The organism is Pseudarthrobacter sp. Pseusp20, assembly GCF_059492155.1.
On sequence record NZ_CP168521.1, the window covers coordinates 2767159 to 2784239 of the forward strand.

At 63.6% G+C, this 17081-nt stretch carries 20 protein-coding genes; 14 read left to right on the plus strand and 6 right to left on the minus strand.

Annotated features, from left to right (window positions below; genetic code table 11):
• Positions 1 to 4: 4 nt before the first annotated feature.
• The 9 genes from ACEN9K_RS12725 (at position 5) to ACEN9K_RS12765 (ending at position 6386) form a co-directional block, all read left to right on the plus strand.
• Positions 5 to 529 carry a hypothetical protein gene (locus ACEN9K_RS12725; RefSeq protein WP_018769403.1) on the plus strand — a complete coding sequence of 175 codons (525 nt, stop codon included), beginning with the start codon at positions 5 to 7 and terminating at the stop codon, positions 527 to 529.
• Positions 526 to 717 (plus strand): hypothetical protein, encoded by a 192-nt coding sequence (locus tag ACEN9K_RS12730; protein ID WP_018769404.1) that lies wholly within the window; start codon positions 526 to 528, stop codon positions 715 to 717. Before ACEN9K_RS12725 ends, ACEN9K_RS12730 begins: the two co-directional genes overlap by 4 nt.
• 53 nt (positions 718 to 770) lie before the next feature.
• Entirely contained in the window at positions 771 to 1640 is an 870-nt protein-coding gene (locus ACEN9K_RS12735) for an HNH endonuclease (RefSeq protein WP_018769405.1), read from the plus strand.
• 31 nt (positions 1641 to 1671) lie between these two features.
• Positions 1672 to 2757 carry an alpha/beta hydrolase gene (locus ACEN9K_RS12740; RefSeq protein ID WP_223991736.1) on the plus strand — a complete coding sequence of 362 codons (1086 nt, stop codon included), beginning with the start codon at positions 1672 to 1674 and terminating at the stop codon, positions 2755 to 2757.
• A gap of 28 nt (positions 2758 to 2785) precedes the next feature.
• Positions 2786 to 3733, plus strand: coding sequence for an alpha/beta fold hydrolase (locus tag ACEN9K_RS12745; protein WP_495634495.1), 948 nt, complete (start codon positions 2786 to 2788; stop codon positions 3731 to 3733).
• Between the two features lie 386 nt (positions 3734 to 4119).
• Entirely contained in the window at positions 4120 to 4644 is a 525-nt protein-coding gene (locus tag ACEN9K_RS12750) for a DUF2087 domain-containing protein (RefSeq protein ID WP_488314548.1), read from the plus strand.
• A 72-nt stretch (positions 4645 to 4716) separates the two neighbouring features.
• Positions 4717 to 4995 (plus strand): YciI family protein, encoded by a 279-nt coding sequence (locus ACEN9K_RS12755; protein ID WP_495634496.1) that lies wholly within the window; start codon positions 4717 to 4719, stop codon positions 4993 to 4995.
• Positions 4996 to 5064: 69 nt separating this feature from the next.
• Entirely contained in the window at positions 5065 to 5664 is a 600-nt protein-coding gene (locus ACEN9K_RS12760) for a TMEM175 family protein (protein WP_018769411.1), read from the plus strand.
• 158 nt (positions 5665 to 5822) lie between these two features.
• The gene (locus tag ACEN9K_RS12765; RefSeq protein ID WP_495634497.1) at positions 5823 to 6386 is read left to right on the plus strand and encodes a hypothetical protein; all 564 of its coding nucleotides are present in this window, start codon (positions 5823 to 5825) and stop codon (positions 6384 to 6386) included.
• 94 nt (positions 6387 to 6480) lie between these two features.
• Here ACEN9K_RS12765 and ACEN9K_RS12770 read toward each other — a convergent pair whose 3' ends face one another.
• Positions 6481 to 6696 carry a hypothetical protein gene (locus ACEN9K_RS12770; protein ID WP_018769413.1) on the minus strand — a complete coding sequence of 72 codons (216 nt, stop codon included), beginning with the start codon at positions 6694 to 6696 and terminating at the stop codon, positions 6481 to 6483.
• 262 nt (positions 6697 to 6958) lie between these two features.
• On the opposite strand from ACEN9K_RS12770, the gene ACEN9K_RS12775 reads away from it, so the two are divergent.
• A complete protein-coding gene (locus tag ACEN9K_RS12775) occupies positions 6959 to 7132 on the plus strand; it encodes a CsbD family protein (protein WP_018769414.1) in 174 nt (57 codons plus the stop codon).
• Positions 7133 to 7718: 586 nt separating this feature from the next.
• On the opposite strand, the gene ACEN9K_RS12780 is transcribed toward ACEN9K_RS12775, so the two are convergent.
• The 5 genes from ACEN9K_RS12780 to ACEN9K_RS12800 form a co-directional block, all read right to left on the minus strand.
• The gene (locus ACEN9K_RS12780; protein ID WP_495634498.1) at positions 7719 to 8456 is read right to left on the minus strand and encodes a PspA/IM30 family protein; all 738 of its coding nucleotides are present in this window, start codon (positions 8454 to 8456) and stop codon (positions 7719 to 7721) included.
• 81 nt (positions 8457 to 8537) lie between these two features.
• Entirely contained in the window at positions 8538 to 9770 is a 1233-nt protein-coding gene (locus ACEN9K_RS12785; protein ID WP_478223438.1) for an ABC transporter permease, read from the minus strand.
• 8 nt (positions 9771 to 9778) lie between these two features.
• Positions 9779 to 10705, minus strand: coding sequence for an ABC transporter ATP-binding protein (locus tag ACEN9K_RS12790; protein WP_223995186.1), 927 nt, complete (start codon positions 10703 to 10705; stop codon positions 9779 to 9781).
• A 74-nt stretch (positions 10706 to 10779) separates the two neighbouring features.
• Positions 10780 to 11589: an IclR family transcriptional regulator gene (locus ACEN9K_RS12795; RefSeq protein ID WP_142072631.1), complete on the minus strand. Its 810-nt coding sequence runs from the start codon at positions 11587 to 11589 to the stop codon at positions 10780 to 10782.
• Positions 11590 to 11626: 37 nt separating this feature from the next.
• Complete coding sequence (locus ACEN9K_RS12800; protein ID WP_495634499.1) at positions 11627 to 12460, minus strand: NAD-dependent epimerase/dehydratase family protein; 834 nt, start codon at positions 12458 to 12460, stop codon at positions 11627 to 11629.
• Positions 12461 to 12559: 99 nt separating this feature from the next.
• Between ACEN9K_RS12800 and ACEN9K_RS12805 the strand changes: the two genes are divergently transcribed.
• From ACEN9K_RS12805 to ACEN9K_RS12820, 4 genes are read left to right on the plus strand one after another with little or no spacing between them, the layout of a single operon-like run.
• Complete coding sequence (locus tag ACEN9K_RS12805) at positions 12560 to 13891, plus strand: ABC transporter substrate-binding protein (RefSeq protein ID WP_056390595.1); 1332 nt, start codon at positions 12560 to 12562, stop codon at positions 13889 to 13891.
• Positions 13888 to 14838 carry a carbohydrate ABC transporter permease gene (locus ACEN9K_RS12810; protein WP_495634500.1) on the plus strand — a complete coding sequence of 317 codons (951 nt, stop codon included), beginning with the start codon at positions 13888 to 13890 and terminating at the stop codon, positions 14836 to 14838. The genes ACEN9K_RS12805 and ACEN9K_RS12810 overlap by 4 nt, the downstream gene beginning before the upstream one ends.
• Complete coding sequence (locus ACEN9K_RS12815) at positions 14835 to 15746, plus strand: carbohydrate ABC transporter permease (RefSeq protein WP_018769423.1); 912 nt, start codon at positions 14835 to 14837, stop codon at positions 15744 to 15746. The genes ACEN9K_RS12810 and ACEN9K_RS12815 overlap by 4 nt, the downstream gene beginning before the upstream one ends.
• Before the next feature lie 40 nt (positions 15747 to 15786).
• Positions 15787 to 17076 (plus strand): glucarate dehydratase family protein, encoded by a 1290-nt coding sequence (locus ACEN9K_RS12820; protein ID WP_488314545.1) that lies wholly within the window; start codon positions 15787 to 15789, stop codon positions 17074 to 17076.
• Positions 17077 to 17081: the final 5 nt, after the last annotated feature.

Sequence of the window (17081 nt, forward strand, 5' to 3'; positions counted from 1 at the left end):
TTCGGTGACCCCTGTTCCCTCCCCCGGCCCGCTGGACGTCGTCGTCCATTCGGGCCCGGCGGACTGGTGGGTCATCCTTGCCGGGCTTGGACCCCTGGCCGTTCTTATCGCAGCCCTGCTGGCCTTCTACATCAACTGGCGCACGCTCAAGCAACGCACTGCCGCGGACAAGACCGCGCTGGACCAAAAGCGCGAAGCGGACGCCGACGCCCTGCGGCAAAAGACCGAAGCGGACAGCCGGGCGGAATGGTGGCGCCGCACCCAGTGGGCGCTCGACCGGGCGTTGGACCCGGATGCAGGGACAAAGGCGCTGGGCCTGGCGACGCTGGAAGTCCTTGCCAGGAGCGAACTGGCCCGCACCGAGGAACTCGAGTTGTTCGACATCGCCTGGAAGAGTGTGTCCGGGGACGAGAACGGGGACGATGCCGACGCCGGCCCAGGGCAGGAGAGTGCCGTCGTGGACGGCCCGGACAACTTAGGCGAGAATGGAATGACGGATGAAGACAGTGCCAAGGAGGCTGGACCATGAGCGCAGCATCGCCTGAACACCGCCTTGTCCACACTCCCCGAACCGGTACCAAGCCCGCGGGCAAAAAACCCACGCCTGCCGAGCACCGGGTCCAGGTTGCCGCGGCCAGGCTGCGCGTCACGCTTGATGAACGGCTGGGGCGGGAAACGCCCGCCAAGACCAAGGCGCTGGCCAAGGAACCGATCTAAATCCCGCTGCAGGGGCTTGGGGATCGACGGCGAATGGCTGGGTTTGGTGGGCAGTGGCGGCAGTAATTCTTGGCTGCGACACGAACGGGCTGCACCGCTGGGACTACGGAGCCGTCGTCGCGCAGGTGGCGCAGTCCGGCAGGTTCCTGGACCGCTGGCGCGTCGGCTTTTGCCCTGACATCCTCCCGGGGACCGAAGCGTGGCTCCTGGTGCAAGGCGGCAATGATGCAGGCAGCGGCCTCATCGGTCACGGGTCGGTGGCATCGGAGCCCTACCAGGCCGCCGCAGGCGATGATTCCGATGCCAACGACTGGTTCATCGCAGTCGCTTTCGACGCACTGCTCCCGCTGGGCGAGCAAATACGCCCCGGGACCCTGCGGGAGGCCTTTCCCGGTGACCTCTGGGCCAAGGCGAACGGCCCTTCCCTGGTGACCTTGCCGCCGTCGTCCTGGCCTGTTCTGCAACGCTTGTGGAGGGAATACGGGCCCACGACGCCGGATCCCACCGAGGTGGTTGCCGGAACCTTTCCGCCGGGCGGCGTCAGCCATATCCAGGTGAACCGCTTTGAGCGGGACCCCGACGCCCGCCGGGCCTGCCTGGCCTTCCACGGCACGTCGTGCGCCGCCTGCGGCTTCTCCTTTGAGTCCGCTTACGGTGAGGCCGGTACCGGAGCGACAGCCGTGCACCACGTGGTGCCGCCGGCCATGATTGGCAGCGGATACCAGCTTGACCCCATCGCCGACCTCATTCCGCTTTGCCATAACTGCCACGCCGTGGCGCACGGGGCAAACCCGGCGCGGACGGTTTCCGAACTCCGGAGCATCATGTCGGCCGCCGGGCATGTGCGGGGTGAAGTGGTCACTGACCTGGCCCTTCAGGCCCAGGAGGACGCACGGCGGATCCTCGGGGGCGGCAAGACGTAAGGGGCCAGCATTCGGGGATAAAATTGCAGGGATGACATTGGCTGCACGTTCCGGGGTGTTTCAGTCGGTCAGGAGCGCCCGGCCCCTGTTGCGCCGCGTACCCGTATGGACATGGCGCGTCCTGATGCGCGCCGTGAGTGCCCGGGAGCAGGCGCGGTTCAACACCGACCCAATCACGGCTGTGGCATATGTGCACGACATTGACTACGTGGGTGATGCCCTCCGCGCCCACCGCCTCGACGTTTTGACACCGCTGCAGCCCGCAGCTGACTCTCCTGGTACAGAGGCTGTGGCGGCGGAGCTGCTTCCCGTCTACGTTTACTTCCATGGTGGCGGGTGGACATCCGGTGACAAGGCAGCCCTGACCAAGTACTGCGCCAACCAGGCAGTGGGCGGGATGGTGGTGGTCAACGTCAACTACCGGCACGCGCCCCGGTTCGCCATGGGGCATGTGCTCGAGGATGCCAATGCCGCCCTGGCGTGGGTTGCCGCCAACATCGAGGGGTACGGCGGGAATCCCAAGAGGCTGATCCTGGGCGGGGACTCGGCCGGCGGACAGATCGCTGCCCTGCTGACCGCAGCCAGCCTGCGTTCCGAACTGGCGGCGCATTATGCCCTGCGGCCCGCAGTTCCCGCGGGACACCTGAAAGGGCTCGTCCAACACTGCAGCGCAGTGGATTTCTCGGTCTTCTTTAACAGCGGATTTGTCCTCAGCCTGAACTTCGTCCGTATGCTGTTGCCGCCTGCATCCCGGGCAACGGCAGGTCCGGGAGCACGCAATGGCCGTAAGCGGCCCTCTCCACCACGGACCGTGGCGCGGCTGAGGAGCGCCGCGGGTTTCCTGTCCCCGATCGAGTGGCTGGACGGGACCCATCCGCCCGTGTTCCTCACCACGTCCGAGCGTGACTACTTCTACCGGGCAAACCTGAATTTCATCGAGCGCCTGCAACAACACGACGTTCCAGTGGATGCCCTGATCTACCCTTGGGACAGCCTCAACACCGAACACACCTGGCAACAGGATTACCGCTACCCCGAATCCCAGGAAGTCTACCGGCGCCTTCACGCGTTCGTCCGCGGTGTGGCTGAACGGTCCACCGGTCCTGCCCCTGAATAAATTCAAGGCACTGGACTATGTTGGGACCATGGCAGAGCTGGACCGGAACGGGTACGGGATCGACCCCGAGGAGTTTGGCTCCGCCCTGGTGGACGCGGCCGCCTTGCTCGATGCGGAGCTGGGGGACGTTGACTGGTTCACTCCACCGCCGGGCGCTGTCCACCGATCCATTGATGTCCCCAGTGGCAGGCTCGCCGCCATGACGCTGGGCAATCCTGGCAATCCCAGCGTTGTGCTGGTGCCCGGAGCAACCGGTTCCAAAGAGGACTTCTCCCTCATGATGCCCGACCTGGCCAATGCCGGTTACTTCGCACTGAGCTACGATCTGGCGGGACAGTACCAGTCAGCGGCAGCGGGCCCCGAGAACCTGGTGCCGCCACGCAAGCATTATGACTACCGGCTTTTCGTGGACGACTTCCTTGCAGTTCTGGAGACCACTGCCACCCCAGTCCATGTTGTGGGTTATTCCTTCGCGGGAATCATTGCCCAACTCGCCTTTGGGGAGCGGCCGGAGCTCTTCAGGTCCCTCACGTTGCTTAGCTGTCCGCCGGAGCCAGGCCAGAGTTTCAGGGGGGTGGGCCGCATCGGCCGGTTCAGCACGTGGGTGAACGGCCGGGTGGGTGCTGCCTTGCTGATCTGGGGCATCCGGAGCGGCAAGGTGGTGCACGTACCGGAGGGCAGGCGGCGGTTCGTCAACTACCGGTTCCGCTTCACCCGCCGCGCCTCGGTCCGGGACATCTATACGCTCATGCAGAACGTTCCGGATCTTCGGCAAAAACTGGCGGAGGCGCCCCTTCCCAAGTTTGTGGCCGTGGGCGAACACGACCTGTGGCCGCTCCAGCTTCACCGCCTCTTCGCCCAGTCAATCCGGGCCCGGATCGGCGTCTACAGGGGTGGCCACAGCCCCAGCGAAACGTCGCCCCACGAATTCAGCCGCGACCTCCTGGCTCTTTATGCCAAGGCCGGGAAGCGGTAACCGACGGCCGGTGCTTGCGCCGCCACTGGGCTCATTCCCGCCGGTGGCGCAACGGAGGCTGGTCCTTGAACTCGACGCGGAACGTGACAAGGGACATCTCGAGCCGGCGTCGGAACGCGGACCAGCTGGCGAAGGGGCGCGCGGACACGCCCACTTAGAGCGTGGGATCGTAAATGACGTCCATGTCCGGCCGGAGTCGGTGTGAGATTCCCTAGTGGCGTTGAAGGCTGGTTTCGGCACGAGGTTATCGCCGGGCATGGGACGGGAGACCTCGTCGGGCGTTGCGCCCCAGCTGCATGTCCCCGGCGCCTGTGCTTCCTGAAACCAGGGCATCGGCGCTACTATCTCCCAGCACGCAGCGGCGTGGGCCAGCGGTTGAGGGGAGCGTGGACGTGGGCGGAGGCAGGGGAACGAGCGGCCCGCACTGGCGGCGGGTGCTGGCGACGCTTGGCAACAACGATGCCAGGACGGCGTACGCCCAAATCGTGCTTGGAGCTGCGGCGCCAGACGTACTGCCCAACGTGAAGGAACAGCGGCGAAACCGGGCCATCGATAGTCTGCTTGAGTCCGGACTCGTGGAACAGCACGCGCCCGGGCGGCTGGTGGCGGCCCAGACGATTTTTCGCGACCTTCTCGCCCAACAGCCCAAGCGTCAACCACAAATCGGGACAGATCGGTTCATGCGGCTTGGACGCATCGAAAGGTACCCGTCAAACTTGGCGCAACGGCGGGAACTCCTTGCCCGGATCGCGGACGAGGTCATGGCGCCCGGAGAACAACTCACTGAGAGGCAGGTCAACGAACGGCTTCTCAGTTACACGGACGACGTGGTGCTGCTGCGAAGGTACATGGTTGACTTCGGACTGCTGCAGCGAACCCCCTCGGGCTCCTCCTACACCCGCCACGTCTAGTTCCGCCTAGTGTGGTGCTCCTCACCGGATTCCTGCCGTGGCGTAGGTGCAGGAGGTGGTAAGTTCGGCCGCATGGAATGCGTCGTCATCTACACCGTCCGTGAAGGCATCGACCGCTCGCGTGTCATGGAGACGTACCCGCGCCACAAGGCCTACTACGAGGCGTTCCACGCGGAAGGCGGGGGGCTCGTGGCCCTGGGTCCATTCCAAACGGCTGACCCGGAGCTTAGTTCCATGGGCATTTTCACTTCCCGACAGGAGGCCGAGCGTTTCGTCGCTGCAGACCCCTATATTACCGAGGGACTGGCCGAATGGCGGCTCTTGGAGTGGAACGCTGTACACCTCGGGTAGTGGTGCTCCATGGCGTGTCGCACGCAGCCACATAAGAAGTCGCAGAGTCACCCGAAGGAAGCATGCCCAATGAACAAGAACCGGCTGGAAGCGTTCAGCGACGGTGTCCTGGCGATCATCATCACCATCATGGTGCTGGAACTCCATACCCCGGAGGAACCAACGTGGGAAGGTGTGGCCAGCGTCCTGCCCACCCTCTTCAGCTACCTGTTGAGCTTCGTGTATGTCGGAATCTACTGGAACAACCACCACCACATGATCCATTTGGCGAGCCGCGTTAATGGGGCCATCCTGTGGGCGAACCTCCATCTGTTGTTCTGGCTGTCGCTGTTTCCTTTTACAACCCGATGGATGGATGAGTCCGGCTTCGCGCAGGTCCCTGTGCTGCTGTACGGGATCAACCTGCTGTGCGCAGCAATCGCATACTTCATCCTGGAGCGCCGCCTGATTGCTGCTCAGGGCAAGGACGGGGCCCTCGCCAGTGCTGTCGGCCGGGACTGGAAGGGCAAAGCGTCGCCGCTGATCTATCTCCTTGGCATTGCGCTAACCCCTGTCCAGCCCCTGCTCGGGCTCGCCGTTTACACCATCGTGGCCCTTATCTGGCTGGTCCCGGACCGCAGGGTCGAACACTTTGTAACCCGGTCACATCAGAATGGGGCCCACGATTAGCCCGATGGAGATTGGCGCCAGATTCGATGGCCGCCTCCACCATTGGAGCCGTCATACCTCCGTGGTGCGCCTTGCCGCCGAGAAGACGGCCGGGCCGGGTAGGCGAATTCCGCAGGGTCGTGGTTGATTTGAATCGCGGGCGTGGCCACCATGGAACCGTGGAAACGAAAGGCCTCCGGCGCCGGCTCGCCTTTCCCCTGTGCCTGCTGGTAACGGCAGCCGGCACGGCGGGGTGCTCCTATGACTACCCCGATCCGGCACACGCCCCGGCAGCCGAAGCTGACCGCACGGCCGCACCTGAACCCTCCCGGATGACGGCATCCGCTACCCGTCCCACTGACCCCCTGGTCCTTGAGCGGGAGGCCAGAAACTACCAGGACCTGGACAGCTTTCTCCTGGCCGTGCAGGGCCCGGTTCTCCTTTTTCAAAAGGGTCCGCTGGACGGCCCCGGCAGGGGCTTTGGCACGACGGAAGAAGTCCCCGCGGCGGGCACGTACACGGTCACTGCTGCGTGCGTCGGTGCTGCCAACGCCAAAGTCTTCATCCGGCAGGAGAATCCCAAGGTCATACTCTGGCCCGTCGAGCTCACAGTGGATTGCCCAGGGTCCACGTCACAAGTCATCACGCTTCAGCAGGGCTACGTTTCCGCACACCTGTCCCTGCCCGCGCCGGGAGACGCACCCTGGACGGGAGCTGTTGCCGGAGTACGGGTGACCGGCTGAGGCTGTCACCCCTGCCCGCCGTCAGCATCCCCGGCCTCCCCCGGGCGCCGATCCGTTCGGCTGGAGCGCTGCCCGGTGAGAGCTAAGAGCCTTGTCAGGCCATGGAGGCGCCTTTTATCTTCGAGCGGATGAAGTCGTGATCCTCACCGGAGACGAGCGCCTGCCCGTGCTGCCCTGTGGCCAGGTCCTCCCCGGTTTCCTTCGAGATCACCGCCGTGATGGTCCTGGGCAGCATCTGGCACCCCGGGTTGTCGATCAGCCACTTCTGCGTGGCAGGGTCAAGGCGGTCCCAACGGTCTTTGAGGTTCATTAGCGGGGCATCTCCGTGCTCGGTCCTGCAGAGCCACATCGCTCTGCAGACAGGCTTCGCCTGTCCCAACGCACCAGTAAACCCCGCCCTTCACCGGGAACACAGGGACCAAAGTCCCCACCTCAGGCGGGGCTTCCGGAACGCCTCCTTGTTGCCCGGCCGGTGCTGCTGTGGATACTCATCACTTGCCAACCCATTGGTAAGCATGCTTATTATGAGCGAAGCCGAATGCGAACGGCTGCCAACCAGAGGAGGAGACACCATGGGACTAGGCGACAAGATTGAAAACGCTGCCGAGAAAGCGGGCGGAAAAGGCAAGGAAGCTGCCGGTAACGCCACGGGCGATGACAGCCTGAAGGCGGAAGGCCAGGCGGACCAGGCCAAGGGCGATGTGAAGCAGGCCGGCGAAAAGGTCAAGGACGCATTCAAGCACTGACACCGTTTACGGGAAGGGCGCGCTCAGCGAACGGGGCGCGCCCTTCGTCGTGTCGGGGTGCACTCCAGCCACCCCTGATTGACCTGCGTGCTCGCCCCCTACGTGTTTGGTGCCGCCTGGCTTGCCCTGTTTATCAAGGCCCGCCGGCTCCACTTGGCCAGCCGCGCACCGCCCCAAACCAGGCCGCCCCAGCCCCGACCCATGGGTGGCTTGTACAATCTTTCGGCTCTTCGGTGCGGAGTTGCTTCCGCAACTCCCAGTTGCGCCGTCCTAAACTTTGGCCATGCACCCCTTAGCGGCAATAGGGCTGGTTTTTCTCGCCGGGCTTGCCTGGTTGGGCACCGTCCTGACCCTGCTCGTTGCCTTGGCCAAAGCCCGACGCCGGCTGCCGGCTGACGTCGGGCAGGCAGCCCAGAGCGTGGAGACGCAAGGCTCCGCTGGCAGTGGGGCCATAACGTAATCGGCATGGCACATTGCTGCCGACGGCGACCTGTCGCCGGCCTGACGCGACCGCCCGGTATCACCTGGCGGCCGCGGCCCAGCAGTCAGCCATGCCCCGACGGTGGACCGGCGGGATCCCGGGGCTTCAAGGAGCCTGGGAGTCAATGGCCTTCCGGTCGATGGACTTGAGGGCGGCCAGACGTGCTTCCACTTCGGTCTGCTCTCCGAGGTCTTCCAGGGAGGCGAACTGGGCATCGAGGGATGAGGCTGCGAGTTCCTGCTGGCCGCGAACGGTGGCCTCTTGGCGTCGGATCCGCTCCTCATACCGCCCGATGGCCGACGTCGGATCACCGGCGTCCAGGGATTTGAGGGCATCGTGGACCTGGGACTGCGCGGCCGCCGTCCGGGATCTGGCTACCAGCTCGTTGCGCCTGGCCGTCAGCTCGTGCAGCTTGCCCTTCATCTGGTCGAGCCCGCCCTTGAGCTTGTCGACCACTTCGTTCTGGGCCGCAAGCCCGGGTACGGCGTCTTTCACGAGCTTCTCGGCGGCCATCTGCCGCTGCAGGGCAACCTTGGCGAGGTTGTCGAACTTCTGCGCATCGGCGAGGTTGCCGGCGGACCGGAACTCGTCGCCCTTCCTGGACGCGGCCAGAGCCTTGCGGCCCCATTCGTTGGCGTCGGCGACGTTACGTTTGTGGTCCTCCTCCAGCATCCGGAGGTTGCCTATGGTCTGGGCGATCGCGGCCTCGGCTTCGCGGATATTCTCCGAGTAATCCCGGACCATCTGGTCCAGCATTTTCTGCGGATCCTCCGCGGAGTCCAGGAGGGCATTGAGGTTTGCCTTGGCCAACTGGGCCACGCGGGCGAAAATACTCTGCTTCACGGGATTCTTTCTATCAGTAGTGGAATTCGCATCCTATGTGTTCGGCACCGCAGGGGACCAGATTCCCTAGGCTATGACCGCCTATTTGGTGGCCAGGTCGTGGCGGCGGAAGGTTCCGGCGATGGAGAGTTTCCGGCCGTATTCGATGGACCCGTACCGGAACAGGTGGACAGCCAACCGCAGGATAATAAGGCCGACGACGAAGAGTTCGACGATGACGATGGCGGATTCAACTGGGTTCAGGGTGCCGAACCCGTTGCGGAGCAGGGCGGTCACCGGAGCGGTCAGCGGGAAGTAGGTGAAGATCTGCACGATCAGCGCGCCCGGGTTGGAGATGATCAGGCTGAATGTGTAGAAGGGGATAAACATCATGGCCACAAGCGGGCCGAAGACGGTCCCGGCTTCCTTGGCGGTCGGCATGATCGCCCCTATGGCCACCAGGACCCCGGTAAAGACGGCGAATCCACCCAGCGTGAGAAGGGCCCCTGTGATCATGGGGCCGGGTTCGAAGACCAGGGATGACAGGTCCACCTCGGGCAGGGCCAGGCGGTTCCGGAAAAACAGGTAGGCCAATCCGACCGGGGCCAGGAACACCAGGATCTGGACCAGGCCGACGGCGAACAGCGAGATGATCTTGCCGGTGATCAGGGTGGTTGGATTCAGGGTGGTCAGGATCATTTCAGTGACCCGGTTTTCCTTCTCCTCCAAGGTGGAATTCAGCATCTGGTTCGAAAGAAGGATCATCGAAAAATAGAAGATGACCAGGAACAGCAGTGGTGGAATGATCCCGCCGACGCCCGCGGCGGCCTTGCCGTCCTTGAATATTTCGGAGTCAAATCTTACCGTCCCGGTCAGGGCCGCCGTCAGCTGGGGTGAGCCGACTTGGTGCTGGGCCGAGACCGCGAGCAGCTGCTTGGCCACGGCCTCGTACTTGTCGTTCTCAAACGTGCCTTTGTCCGCACCGTACACCTTCACCGGCTCTTTGGCCGGATCGGCAGGGTAGGCGAAGTATGCCTCCGAGGCGCCGTCCTTCACGGCAGCGATCGCGGCTTCGGGGTCGCTGGCAGTTGTTCCGCCGGCCAACTTGGCGGCAGACGCCATGATGATTCCGGAGGCGTCCGTGTACGTGAAAGCGAACGTCGCACTCTTCTGGGCGGCGGCGCTGTCCTTTGTGCTGGCGTTGGACGCGTACACGAGGGCGAAGATAATGATGAGAATGACCGGCAGCGCCAGGGTTGCGATGACGAAGCCCCGTTTCTTGATGGTCCGGAAGAACTCGAACGCGATCACGGTCCCAAGGTTGTGCTGTCCCAGTGCCATGTTCAGCCTTCCGCCAGTTCGTGCTGTTCGCCGTACACCTTGATGAAGATCTCATCCAGGGAGATCCGGGCCGGCGTGAATGACCGGACCACGGCCCCGGCTTCGACCAGCTCGCGCAGCACCGCGGCCTCACTGGACCCGGGGCGCGGCGCCAGTTCGGCGACCCCGTCCACGTCGTCGACGACGTCGAAAAGTGCCGATGCGGGCAACGGTCCGTCGTGGGTGACCCGGTAGACGGTGCCGCCGAACTCTTCCTGGACCTCTTCCACCGTCCCGTAAGCGTGGGAGACTCCGTCCTTGAGCAGGATTACCCGGTCACACAGCCGTTCGACTTCTTCCATCTGGTGGGTGACCATGATGACGGTGGCGCCGGCCCGCTTGTGCTCTTCGATAATGTCCATCAGCAGCCGCCGGTTCACGGGGTCAAAGCCCTTGGTCGGCTCGTCCAAAATAAGCAGTTCGGGATCGTTCATGATCGTCACGCCCAACTGGACCTTTTGCTGTTGGCCGCTGGAGAGCTTGTCCAACCGGGACTTTGCCTTGTCGGCCAGACCCACCCGCTCCAAGTAGTGTCCGGACCAGGACCGGGCCGCGGCCTTGGACAGGCCCTTGAGCCGGCCGAAGTAGACCATGACATCCAGGACGTGTTCCTTTTTGTACAGGCCGCGCTCTTCCGGCAGGTATCCGAGACGGGCCCCGTCGCGGGGCTCAAAGGCTTTGCCCCCTATGTGCAGGATCCCCGCGGTGGGCTGGTAGATGCCCAGCAGCGCCCGCAAAGTGGTGGTCTTCCCGGATCCATTGGACCCCAGGAAACCGAACGTCTCCCCCGCGTGCACGTCGAAGGACAGATCCCGGATGACCGTGGTGTCCCCGAAGTCCATCCGGAAGTCCTGAATGTGCACCAGCGGCTCCTGCGCCGCGTCCCCCATCGTCATGGTTTCAGACTAGCGGCTACCGATCTTCTCGTGTCGCGCAAGTGCCCGGTTGGGCTCAGACCCCGGATCTACCGGATCCCCGCGGCACGAAGGGTCCGGGCCAGTTCACCTGCGGCTGAGTGGAGCGTCTCCACGGTTTTCGCGATGACGTCGTCTGTGGCAAGTTCCACCGGCATGGAGCAGCTCATGGCGTCCGTCCCGGGGATGCGGTACGGAACCACCACGCTAACGCAGCAAAGCCCCACCGTGTTTTGCTCCCACTCAATGGCATGGCCCGTCTTCCGGAACTCAGTCAGCTCGGCCTGAAGCGCCTCGAAATCAGGGACGCTGTTCGGGGTCAGCTGGGGATAGGGCCCGCCGCCAAGCCGCTGCCGGACCTCCGTATCCGTGTACTCGGAGAGGATGGCTTTGCCCAGGGCCGTCACTTGGGCCGGAAGCTTGCGCCCTACCCTTGAGGACAGCCGGCGCCGGTCTACAGCCTGCCGGGTTGCAAGATAGATGACGTCGGACCGGTCGATCCGGGCGTAGTGGGTAGTGAAGGTCGTGGCATTGCGGACCTTTTCCAGAATGGCCGAAACGTGTTCCATCACCGGATCCCTGTCCAGGTACGCCGTACCGCACAGCAGGGCATGCGTGCCGATCCTATAGGCGCCCTCCGGTGTTTGCTCGATCCAGTTGAGCTCCAGGAGCGTCAACAGCAGCCAGTGCAGGCTGGAACGGGGATACCCGGTCTGCTTGAAGATCTCGGCGGTGGTGAGCGGCTGCGGAGCGGACGCCAGGAGCTCAAGGATGGCGATGGTCCGCTCTGCGGACTTGACCAGTTTGACGTCGCCGGGCGCGTCCCCCCGCGTGCCGGCCTGTACATCCAGCGGTGCCATTACCGCTCCCCCTTTCGCCGCACCGGACTGCGGCAGCTCATTTCGCGACCAGGTGCGGGTAGTTGTCCATACCTACCCTATGACCATCGCTGGCCCAAAAACCGCCAAGGAGTCCCGTTTCAGCGTTCCCCCCGGAAGTATCGACCTCATTGGCATAAAGCTCCGCGTCGTCCTGCGGGTCGTAGCCGATGCGCCGTCCTGCCTGGAGGTTCGCCCAACCGCGGGTGTTGGCCGAGACAGCCCACACCACGTGATGGCCCGGGGCACCGAGGTCGTTCAGCGCCGCCTCCACGAGCCTGAACGAATCCGCCGGGGAAAGCCACGAACCAAGGGTCCTGGCGTTGCCCGGGCGCTGGCCGCCGGTACCTATCCGGGCACTGACCACTTTCATTCCGTACTTGTCCGCATACAGGCTGCCGAGCGCTTCCGCGGCCACTTTGCTGACCCCGTAGTACGTATCGGGCCGCGGCGGAAGTACAGCATCCGCCGCGGCATCAGCAAGGTCGTGGAAGCCCACGGCGTGCGTGGAACTGGCCAGCAATACACGTTCGACGCCGTTGAGGCGGGCTGCTTCCAGCGTCACCTGGGTGCCGGTGATGTTGGTGGCAACGATTTCCTGCCAGGTCATTTCCCGGTGGAGTCCGCCCAGGTGGACAACCCCGGATGTGGCCCTGAGGGACGTGTTCATGAAATCTGGATCAGTTACGGATCCCACCAGGGCAACCTCGTTGGGACGCAAATTCCGGGCTTCCACCAGGTCCAGCAGCCGGACTTCATATCCGGCATCAGCAAGGTAGGGACGCAGCAACGTGGCCATCATGCCGGCACCACCCGTCATGGCGATCGCCTGTGCTTTCTGTGCTGCCGGCAAGTTTCCTCCAATGGTTGACAGCCTGTGATGCTAATCATACTCTCATGAAGTATGTTTCACATGGTAGCAGATGTTTATATATGTAAAAGGAGAATCAAAGTGGATTCGAAGCTCAAGGCACGCTCCCGTGCGGCTCTGGCATTGGCGGTGACCTCAGCCACCCTGCTGACGGGCTGTGGCAGCGGGTCGTCCGCCCCTGCGGCCAAGGATGACGGCCAGCCCATCGAGGTCTGGGCGCGCGCCGGCACCGACGCCTCCACGACCTACGCGGCGCTGTTCAAGGAATTCACGGCAAAGACCGGTATCCCGGTCAACTTTCAGGGGGTGCCGGACCTGGACCAGCAACTGCAGACCAGGGCGGCCTCCAAGAAGCTTCCGGATATCGTCATCAACGACTCCGCGGCTCTTGGCAACTACACTTCCCAGGGCTACCTGCAGAAACTGGACAAGTCAGCGGTGGACGGAGGCGACAAGATCTCCGACTCCCTGTGGAATGAGGCAGTGGGCCAGGACGGGGCTACTTACGGGGTCCCGTTCTCTCGCCAGACGATGGTGACCATGATCAGGAAGGACTGGCGCGAGAAGCTGGGTCTCCCCGTTCCCAAGACGCAGGAAGACCTCGCGGCGCTGGCCACCGCATTCGCTACACAGGACCCGGACGGAAATGGCCAGGCAGACACTTTCGGGATGACCGTTCCGGGATCCACCGAACGTGGATACCTGGGTTGGTGGGCCTCATCGTACCTTTGGCAGGACGGCGGCGCCTACCTGAAGGACAACGGCAACGGAAAGTACACCGCTTCCGCCGCAAGCAGTGAAAGCCAGAAAGGCGTCACCTGGATCAAGCAACAGTTCTGCACGCCCGGCAACACGCAGCCGGGCGCACTGACGGCGGCCACCAGCGCTGCGTCACCCTTTTTCCAGACCGGAAAGACCGGGATCATTCTCACCGGCCCCTACAACTTCTCCTCGTTTGATACGGCGCTGGGCAAGGACCGGTACGAAGTCATCGAAACTCCCAAGGGTTCGGTGGACAACACAGTCCTGGCCGAAGGCGAGAACATCTATGTCACTGCCACCAACGGCAAAAAGGACCAGACAAAGCAGGTTATCGACTACCTCGTGTCCGCCGACGGGCAAAAGGCGGGCATGACCGCCGGCAAGCAGCCGATTGTCCGCGTACCCGTCAATTCCGACGTCGATGCTGCCGCCGTCTACAACGATCCCCGGTGGACCGTCGTCCAGGACGCGCTGAAGAACTCGTCAAAGTCCTTCCCCTCGGCCATCAACTTCGTGCCGATCAAGCAGGCAGCCGCCGAATCCCTGAACAAGATCTTCTCGGACTGCGCGGCGGATAACGTGGCGTCCGGCCTTAAGGATCTCGACTCGGCCATCACCAACGAACTGACAAGCCAGAACGCCAAGTCATGACCGCAACACCAACGAAACCGGCAGGTGCCTTGACGGCGGAGCCGGAGTCAGCGCCACCGGCCCCCCGCAGCAAACGCCGCAACGGCAGACAGACCATGGCCATCTGGTTGTTCCTGGTGCCGGCCGCCGTCCTGGGCCTCTACTTCAAATTCATCCCCATGGCCGAAGGCATTCGGCTGAGCTTTTTCAAAGTGCAGCCGTTCCTGGGTGACGTTTTCGTCGGCTTCGACAACTATGTTGGCGTGCTGACGGATGCACGCTTCTTGGAGGCCCTCGGACACACTGTGGTCCTGGGCGTCACCCAGACCCTCGGCGCACTGGTGGTGGGCTTTCTTCTGGCCCTGCTCCTGGAAGGGCAGGCACGGTCACTGTGGATCCTCCGCACCACCATTTTCCTGCCTGTCGTCACGGCGCTGGCTGTGGTGGGCGAAATCTGGCGCCTGTTGTACTTCCCCACACCGGACGGACCCCTCAACAGCATCCTGGGCTGGCTAGGACTCGGCCCGCTGCAGTTCCTCAACGGTACGGACACGGCACTGTGGTCCATCGCCGTCGTCGGCATCTGGAGCGGCGCGCCCTACAACATGGTGATCATCCTTGCCGGGCTCACCGGGGTGGACCGCTCCCTATATGAGTCTGCGGGCGTGGACGGAGCCACGGTCTGGCAGCGACTGCGGTACATCACGCTGCCGGCCCTTCGTCCTTCACTGGTGATCGTCCTGACGTTGGCAGCCATCCGCAGCCTGCGCAGCTTCACGGAAGTGTACGTACTTACCGGAGGCGGCCCGGCCGGCTCAACAGAGGTGTGGATGACCCGCATGTATTCCCTGGGATTCCAGCGGAACGATATTGGCGTGGCCTCTGCCGCGTCAGTCCTGCTCCTGGTGGCCACCCTGCTCCTGACCGTTGGAACCCAGCTCCTGGCCAAAAGGAAGGCAGCACGATGAGCCAGACACTGACCCGAAAGAACTCCCGCACGGCCAGGCCGTCGTCCTCCGCCAGGTTCGACACGGCCCTGGGATGGTCGCCCCGTTTTGGACCCAACATGGTCCTGCGGATGCTGCTCTGCGCACTGGTCTTCTGCATTTTCGCCCTGCCGTTCCTGGCCATCATCTCCGGCGCTTTTGACCGGAACTCCAGCCCGACCGAGATTTCGCTGCTGCCCAAGACATTCACGCTCCAGAACTTCCAGGCAGCACAGCAGCAGGGTCTGTGGGGTTACCTGCTGAACTCCCTGGTGGTGGCCGGCGGAGGGCTCCTGCTCCAAATGACCGTTTCCGTGTTCGCCGCCTACAGCCTCAGCCGCAGGAAATTCCGGGGACAGGCCCTGGTCCTCCTGCTGGTCCTGATGACCATGATGCTCCCCGAGGAGATCATCGGCATCCCCCTGTCCCTGGTGTTGGGTGACCTCCCGCTGCTGGGCATCAGTTTGCGGGGAACCGTCCTTGCCGTCATCCTGCCGGTGGGCATCTGGGGCTTCTCCATCTTCATCATGAGCGAATTCATGAAGGAGATTCCCGCGGAAATCGAGGAGGCTGCCCGGCTTGACGGGGTGGGTGAGTTCCGCATGCTCTTCACCATCATCCTGCCTCTGTGCAAGCCGGCGCTGGGCGTCATCGGGATTTTCGGCTTCATGATGGTCTGGGACCAGTACCTCCTCCCCCTCATCGCGGCCAATGACCCCGGAGACTACACCCTGACCGTGGCACTGGCGGTACTTCGCAACGACACCACAGTCGGACCCGGCGTGCTGCTGGCGGGTGCCCTGATGGCCATGATTCCCAGCCTCCTGGTGTACCTCTTTCTGCAAAGCTCCATGATCCGCGGCATCACCTCGGGCGCAACCAAGGGCTAGGGAAGGCCCGGCCTCCCCAACCCTCCACGAAAGAATTTCCATGAATATCAGCTCAATTGTTCCTGCCACCGCGGCACCCACCGCGGCAGACCTGACGATCAACGACATCACCATCACACCGATCGCCTTTTCCGATCCGCCGCTCCTGAACGCCGTCGGCGTCCACGAGCCCCTGGTCCATAGGGTGGTCATTGAAGTCCGCACCGCCAACGGGCTCCTGGGCCTGGGCGAATGTGCCGGCGGCCAGAGCCGCCTGGACAACCTCGCCGCCGGCGCCAATGCCATCAAGGGCGTCAGTATCTTTGAAACCTCCACAATGGAGCGGCTCATCAACCAGGCGCTGGACCCAAATCTCTCTGCCTTTGAACGGGCTGCCGTCTTCTCCGCCTTCGAAGTCGCTGCCCTGGATATCCAGGGGCATGCAACGGGCAGGACCGTGAGCGAACTGCTCGGCGGCACTGTGCGGGACGAGGTCCCCTTCAGCGCCTACCTCTTCTACAAGTGGGCTGAACACCCTGCTCACGATGGACGCCCGGCCATTTCCGACGGCTGGGGCGAGGCGCTGGATCCGGAGGGCATCGTCCGGCAGGCTCGCCGGATGATCACCGAGTACGGATTCAAATCCATCAAACTCAAGGGCGGCGTCTTTCCACCCGCCCGTGAAATTGAAGCTATCCGGGCTTTGCGTGAAGCGTTCCCGAACCTTCCGCTCCGGCTGGACCCCAACACTGCCTGGACGGTGGAGACCTCGAAATGGGTGGCGGCCGAAACGAGCGGGCTGCTTGAGTACCTGGAAGATCCGACGCCGGGCCTGGAGGGAATGGGCCAGGTCGCGGCTGCTGCCCCCATGCCGCTTGCCACCAATATGTGCGTCGTGGCCTTCGACCACATCAAAAAGAGTGTGGAACTCGATTCCGTCCAGGTAATCCTCGGTGACCATCACTACTGGGGCGGCCTCCGCCACACCCGGGAACTGGGCACCATCTGCGAAACCTTCGGAATAGGATTGTCCATGCATTCCAATTCCCACCTTGGCATCAGTCTTGCTGCCATGGTCCACGTCGCCGCCGCAACGCCTGCCCTGACGTACGCCTGTGATACCCACTATCCCTGGAACGGGCACAACGACGTGGTCAAGCCCGGAGCCCTGAAGTTTGTGGACGGCAGCGTGCCGGTTCCCACCGGCACCGGCCTTGGCGTGGAGCTGAACCGGGAGAAACTGGCTGAACTCCACCAGCAGTACCTGGACGCCCGCATGACGGCGCGGGATGACACGGGCTACATGCAGCGTTTTGTCCCCGACTTCACGGCTGCCCTCCCCCGGTGGTAGGTCCG

Excerpts from the sequence above, each read along its gene's own strand:
- ACEN9K_RS12820 (WP_488314545.1), top strand. The coding sequence starts at position 15,787 with ATGAATATCAGCTCAATTGTTCCTGCCACCGCGGCACCCACCGCGGCA.
- ACEN9K_RS12755 (WP_495634496.1), top strand. The coding sequence starts at position 4,717 with ATGGAATGCGTCGTCATCTACACCGTCCGTGAAGGCATCGACCGCTCG.
- ACEN9K_RS12745 (WP_495634495.1), top strand. The coding sequence starts at position 2,786 with ATGGCAGAGCTGGACCGGAACGGGTACGGGATCGACCCCGAGGAGTTT.
- ACEN9K_RS12760 (WP_018769411.1), top strand. The coding sequence starts at position 5,065 with ATGAACAAGAACCGGCTGGAAGCGTTCAGCGACGGTGTCCTGGCGATC.
- ACEN9K_RS12740 (WP_223991736.1), top strand. The coding sequence starts at position 1,672 with ATGACATTGGCTGCACGTTCCGGGGTGTTTCAGTCGGTCAGGAGCGCC.
- ACEN9K_RS12810 (WP_495634500.1), top strand. The coding sequence starts at position 13,888 with ATGACCGCAACACCAACGAAACCGGCAGGTGCCTTGACGGCGGAGCCG.
- ACEN9K_RS12775 (WP_018769414.1), top strand. The coding sequence starts at position 6,959 with ATGGGACTAGGCGACAAGATTGAAAACGCTGCCGAGAAAGCGGGCGGA.
- ACEN9K_RS12770 (WP_018769413.1), bottom strand. The coding sequence starts at position 6,696 with ATGAACCTCAAAGACCGTTGGGACCGCCTTGACCCTGCCACGCAGAAG.
- ACEN9K_RS12815 (WP_018769423.1), top strand. The coding sequence starts at position 14,835 with ATGAGCCAGACACTGACCCGAAAGAACTCCCGCACGGCCAGGCCGTCG.
- ACEN9K_RS12790 (WP_223995186.1), bottom strand. The coding sequence starts at position 10,705 with ATGGGGGACGCGGCGCAGGAGCCGCTGGTGCACATTCAGGACTTCCGG.
- ACEN9K_RS12730 (WP_018769404.1), top strand. The coding sequence starts at position 526 with ATGAGCGCAGCATCGCCTGAACACCGCCTTGTCCACACTCCCCGAACC.
- ACEN9K_RS12795 (WP_142072631.1), bottom strand. The coding sequence starts at position 11,589 with ATGGCACCGCTGGATGTACAGGCCGGCACGCGGGGGGACGCGCCCGGC.